Source organism: Spiroplasma sp. Moj (assembly GCF_016082285.1).
Taxonomy (GTDB): domain Bacteria; phylum Bacillota_I; class Bacilli_A; order Mycoplasmatales; family Mycoplasmataceae; genus Spiroplasma; species Spiroplasma phoeniceum.
In genome coordinates this window covers 1-5872 of the sequence record NZ_MQTY02000065.1, presented here as the reverse complement: position 1 = coordinate 5872, position 5872 = coordinate 1, and the positions used below count along the sequence as shown (strand labels likewise).

Sequence of the window (5872 nt, the reverse complement as noted above, 5' to 3'; positions counted from 1 at the left end):
TTTATGAAAACTAGTGATTGTTACTTTAATTTGTTCTTTAAATTCTTCGTAGTTATCTTTATTAGTTTGATAAATTAGACTTCTTGCATAACCTATTAAAAATATTTACAATTATTTTAATAGGTTATGCAAGAAGTCTATTAATTATTAAGGGAACAGATTTTAACAATATTACTCAAAAAGAAATTAATAAAGTTATGAAAATTATTAATGAAAAACCACGACCGAGTTTAGGTTGATTGTCCTCCAAAGAGGCATTTTTACAAAATATTCAATAATTAAATTATTAATTTTAGATTTTTAACAAAAATCATTTTTCGTGGTGCTGAAATAACTACATAATTTAAAAAAANTANNTTTTTTTTGAAAAAATAGTTGCAATTTTTAATAAAAAATATATTATTAACTTAATAAGGGTTAAAAATCCTACTTGCATATTTACTTTACAAAAAATAAATTATGATTTTAAATAATTACTATTTTTAAATTCAACCATAATTTGTTGACAAAGATCATCAAACTGTGAATAAGAAAATGAATATCAATGAACATTTGTTAATTGATTTTTAAATCATGTTATTTGTTTTTTAGCATAAATTTTATTAGCTTGAACCATTGTTGCTAATGTTGCATCATATGAAAGCTCGCCTTTTAAATAACGAATAATCTCTGGACAGCCAATAATTTTCATACTTTGTTTTGCTGAATCATAATTGCAATATTTATATGCTGCTTCAACTTCAACAAATAAACCCCGCTCTGTTAATCGTAATATCCGTTCAGATAAATATTGATGAAGTTCTGTTTTATCTGGTAATAACCCAATAATATATGGTTCAATATATCATTCATTACGGTGATGATCATTAACTGATTTTAATGTTCCGGTTTGGAAATAGTATTCTAATGCTCGCCAAACACGTTTTCGATTATTAGGATGAACTTTATTACTCTCTTGCGGATCAATTGCTGCTAATTTTTCTCACAAAGCATAATTAGAAATATGTTCATATTCTTTTGTCTTTAATAAATCACGACCCTGGTCAGAAAATTGATAATTTTTTAATAGTGCATTAATATACAACCCACTACCACCAACTACAATTGGAAGCTTATTTTTAGTTCATAATTGAGCTAATATTTTTCGCCCTTCTTGTTGATACATCTTAATGGAATAATTCTCCTTTAAATCAATTGTTGATAATAAATGGTGTGAAATACTAACTTGTTCAGATGGTGTTATTTTATTTGTTGCAAGATTTAACCCATTAAAAATTTGAGTAGCATCAGCATTAATACATTCCCCATTAAAACGCTGAGCCATCTTAATTGATAAATCAGTTTTACCACTTCCTGTTGGACCAACAATTAAAATAACTTTTTTCTGCACCATCAAAACCTCACTAATCTCTTTATAAATTTTATCGGATAATTCATTTTTTTCAAATTAAAAAACTAACATTCAACTGTTAGTCTTTACTTTATTTTAAAAATAACTCTGAACCGCTTTAAGTGTTTGGGTGTAGAGTTACTGATTTATATAGCGGTTAATAACCCCAAACACACCTTAACGTTATAATAAACGTAGAAAACTGTCCTTGCGGACAATTATATTTTATCATATTTTATTTCTTTTTAAAAAAATGGTAAACCGCATTTATTCAATTCCTAATAAATTAGAAATTACAAAACTTCCGATTAAATAACTAGAAACTGTTCCATAGATATTTGCAACAACTAATTTAACTCCAATTTTTTGTTCAATTGGTAAAATTGGTAAGTTTTCAAAAATATTTTCGTTACTATTAACAACAGGATGGCCATCAACAAAATATTTGGTTCATTTTTCAGGATCTCAGACCGTAAAAGTTAAAGTGATTCCTGCAATATCATGACTAATAATATTTTGAATGCTTTCTTTATCGTTTTTGTTGCTATATTCTTTTCAAATATTTTTTAATTGAACATTATAATGTGTCTGCACTTTTTGCAAGTAAGTGTTAAGTAAAACATAATAAAAAATTCCTTGATCAAATTTTGTGTTTTCATTATAATTTGCGCTAGTAGGATTTAAAGTCCATGAATGAGAATCTTTAAATCAATCTTTTACATTTTCACTACGCAGTTGGTCAACATATAATCAACGTTTTTTGTCATATAAATCTGATTTTTCTGAAATTGGATTATCATAATAAGATACTAAAGTTTCTAAATCAGTTACTGTTTTATTTTTACTTGTTTGATCTAAATATCAATTATATTTCTCAACAACCGTTGGTCACGGCTGACTTCTTAAATCTCGCGATGACAGTAAACTTTTTTTCATATATTCTAAACTATCTTTTGCTAAATTTTCTTCACTATGAATTTTTTTTAATTGCGACATAGTTAGTTGCATTTGTTTTAAAATATCTTTGTTTTCAATATTAATATTCATAATATTTTCTTTTGGGAAAAAAGTTGGTTTTACTCATGTATCAAGATTATAATCAAATAATGTGTTAACCTTACTATTTTCATCCAAAACAAGGCTATTAATAGTTTTCTTAGTATTTTCTAAAATTTGATTATCTGAAATATAAGGTAAATCAGGGATTGGATTACATCCAATTGTGTATGTTACCGGAGCAGCTAAGATGCTAATTGCAGCAAAGACACTGAACAATTTTTTCATTCCTATTTATCTCCTTTACCAAGAATTTCACATTTGGTATTGTGTAATTACAAATAATAATATATCATTTTTATAAAAAAACAAGATTAAATTATCTTTTTTCTGTGAAAACCATATACATTTTAGACCACTGATTTAGTCTTTAAATTAGAATGGAGATTAAAATGAAAAAGTATATGGTAATAAGCATTCCAACTGAAAATGAATTATATTCATTACAACGAAAAATAAAAAAATGATATTTACAACAAAAAATTACAAAAGAAATAAATTATATTTATCAAAATGTCATTAATTATTTTAATTTATGTCAGAAATACTATTTATATGAAAATTCACTAAATAGCTTAATTAAATTATTTTATAAGTCAAAACAAACTTTTTATAATTGAGCTAAAAAGATTCAACTTTAATTGAGCTAAAAAGATTCAACTTTGTCTTAAAGAAAAATTAAATTTTCTGGTTTTAGCTAAAAAACCAACGAGACCAATTAAAATTAATAACCATTATTCAAAAACTTACAAAATTGCTGTTGCAAAAATGATGAAAAAATATCGCCAAGAATATGGAACTGGAATTTATGAATTTTATAATTTAACTTTAGCTGGATTTTTCACATATAAAAATGAAGTAATTAAACATAATATTAGACTTCTTGCATAACCTATTAAAATAATTGTAAATATTTTTAATAGGTTATGCAAGAAGTCTANTNTANNAAANNNANCTGAGTACGAAGATTCTTATGTTGCAATTAAAATTGGAACTATGACAGTAGAAAAATTTATATTTGGAGGTTTACCATTTAAACATTTGCGGACTTCCATAAAACTAGAACAAGAGGTTAAAGTTTTAGTAGAAAAAAATCTCTTTAATTTTTAGCTTGAGAAATTTGCAAAAATAGTAATGGAGTTTTGACATTATTTTAAATTAGAAACATATTATGAGAATCATCGTTTGGTTTTTAAGGTGAACCAAGCGACTTTTGATAAGGTACTTGAAGTTGCTAGTGTTTTAGAACAAAACTCAAAAGGAATTCATATCACTTCAATTTTTAGACCTATTATTAATTTTTTTAACAGTAAAACAAATTCAAATCTAAAACTATTATCGATTAATCGTTCTAGTAGTAGTGATTCTGGAAATACAATTAATCTAATTAATAAAACTGAAAAATCTTTTACTGTAAAATTATTAACAAAGTTTGCAAATATAAATAAATATACTAAAAATAGCATATTATTAATGAATGACTTTGACTATTGCTTTTTTATTGCTCCAAACAAGGAAGAAATGATTATTAATAATGGTGAATATTCATTTTTGCAAATAATTGAATTTGAGGTTGGTTAATTTTTAAATGAAATCTTTTAATTTAATTATTAAAAAACATATAATTGTTGCAATTGAAATTATAAATCTATATTATTAAAATATAAAAGAAGTGAGGATTAACAATGATTGAACATTTATATGTACATATTCCTTTTTGCGACCATATTTGTTTTTATTGTGATTTTTTTAAAATTAAAAAATCACGCCCAATAATGATTGAAGAATATTTAACTTCATTAGCACATGAGATTGCTCAACCCCATCCTGATTTTGCTTTAAAAACAATTTATTTGGGAGGAGGAACACCAAATAGTTTAGATGATAATCAATTAGAACAACTATTACAAAAAGTTGTGCAAAACCCAATAATGGAATATACAATTGAGTTAAATCCAGAAAAAATTACAAAAAGTCAATTACAACTTTTAAAGAAATATCAGATTAACCGTCTTTCAATTGGTGTTGAAACTTTTAATGATCAGTTATTAAAAAAAGTTAATCGTTATCATAATAGTGCTGCTGTTGTTAATAGTTATTACTTAGCTCGTCAAGAAGGTTTTGATAATATTTCGTTTGACTTAATTTATAATTTATTTGATCAAACACAAGCTGATATTGAGGAAGATTTGTTAATGATTCAAAAATTACAACCTGATCATATTAGTTGATATTCATTAATTTTAAAAAAAAATTCATATTGGGGTAAAACAAAACTTAAATTACCAGAGTATGATATTGCATTTGATGAAATTATTAATACTGCATTAACTAAAATAGGTTATGAAAGATACGAAATTTCAAATTATACTAATAACAACAAAAAATCACAACATAATTTAGCGTATTGAACTAATAAGTCTTTTTGACTGCTTGGCCCTAGTGCAGCTGGTTTTATTAATAATGATGGTTACTATTTATTACAGAATTCGCGAAAATATGCTAACTGAACACAAACTAAAACAGAATTGTCGGTAAAGGATTATTATTTTCAAATTTTAATGATGGGATTACGTGTTTTAAATGGCATTGATTTAACAAAGGTTAGAGATGCAAAAGCAGCAGTAGATTACTATCAAAAGAAAATTGATGTAGAAGTACAAAAAAATAATTTAGTTTTTGATAATAATCATTTACGTTGTACAAGCCAAGGTTTAAATATTTTAAATGATATTTTAGTTAATATTATGGATTAAGACTTATGCTATAATATACTTCTTGCATAACCTAGTTNTNNNNAANTTNNTNNANAANATATTTAAAATANATGTATATCTCATATAAAAGAAAAGGATTGCGTTATTTAAAAACTTATTTTCCATATCATTTTATTTTTATTATTATTNNTATTTCNTTNATTTATTTCTTTATTTAAAAATAAAATATTTTAATGAATGCTTGAAAAACGTGGATTTTGCCATTTTTCTAAAAGACTCCTGATGCTCTGATGTCTGTTTTGTAATATTTTTCACGTTTTGACATGTCGTTTAAAAAAAGATTAAAACAAATTTATATTTGATATCCCTCGTGATAGTTCTGATATATACACTGCGCGTCTTTAGCATGACAAACCTTTCATGTTCTAAGTTCATGTGGTATATTTATTATATCATTCGAGCTATAGTCCTAGGAAAGGTTCTTATTTATTTTCTTGAAAATTATGAACTCTGCTCAAAAAAACTCCATAAACAGCGATGGGTAGATGCAGCTGAACAGGAGAGAACATGAGCTGAAACTANTTGTTGTTNTTNTTTGTGTTTTTTTTTTTTTTGTTTTTTTTTTTTTNGAGCTGGATCTTAATCTTAACAAATTAATATATTTTACCCGTAATTAACCCGAAAAAGCCAGCTTCATCTACATTCAAAT

At 25.0% G+C, this 5872-nt stretch carries 6 protein-coding genes; 4 read left to right on the top strand and 2 right to left on the bottom strand.

The annotated features are described in order from the left end of the window. Window positions 1-457: 457 nt before the first annotated feature. Together miaA and BST80_RS03695 are read right to left on the bottom strand one after the other, a co-directional pair. On the bottom strand, window positions 458-1393 hold the full coding sequence (gene miaA / locus BST80_RS03700) for a tRNA (adenosine(37)-N6)-dimethylallyltransferase MiaA (protein ID WP_415746014.1): 936 nt from the start codon (window positions 1391-1393) through the stop codon (window positions 458-460). Window positions 1394-1657: 264 nt separating this feature from the next. Continuing rightward, window positions 1658-2674, bottom strand: a complete 1017-nt coding sequence (locus tag BST80_RS03695) for a hypothetical protein (protein ID WP_415746013.1) — start codon at window positions 2672-2674, stop codon at window positions 1658-1660. A 152-nt stretch (window positions 2675-2826) separates the two neighbouring features. Between BST80_RS03695 and BST80_RS03690 the strand changes: the two genes are divergently transcribed. The 4 genes from BST80_RS03690 to hemW all read left to right on the top strand — a co-directional run bounded on the left by BST80_RS03690 (window position 2827) and on the right by hemW (window position 5202). Beyond that, the gene (locus BST80_RS03690) at window positions 2827-3087 is read left to right on the top strand and encodes a hypothetical protein (RefSeq protein WP_415746012.1); all 261 of its coding nucleotides are present in this window, start codon (window positions 2827-2829) and stop codon (window positions 3085-3087) included. Between the two features lie 127 nt (window positions 3088-3214). Beyond that, window positions 3215-3337, top strand: a complete 123-nt coding sequence (locus tag BST80_RS03685) for a hypothetical protein (RefSeq protein ID WP_415746011.1) — start codon at window positions 3215-3217, stop codon at window positions 3335-3337. A gap of 243 nt (window positions 3338-3580) precedes the next feature. Next, on the top strand, window positions 3581-4027 hold the full coding sequence (locus tag BST80_RS03680; protein ID WP_415746010.1) for a hypothetical protein: 447 nt from the start codon (window positions 3581-3583) through the stop codon (window positions 4025-4027). 104 nt (window positions 4028-4131) lie between these two features. Beyond that, on the top strand, window positions 4132-5202 hold the full coding sequence (gene hemW, locus BST80_RS03675; protein WP_415746009.1) for a radical SAM family heme chaperone HemW: 1071 nt from the start codon (window positions 4132-4134) through the stop codon (window positions 5200-5202). The last annotated feature ends 670 nt before the right edge of the window (window positions 5203-5872 follow it).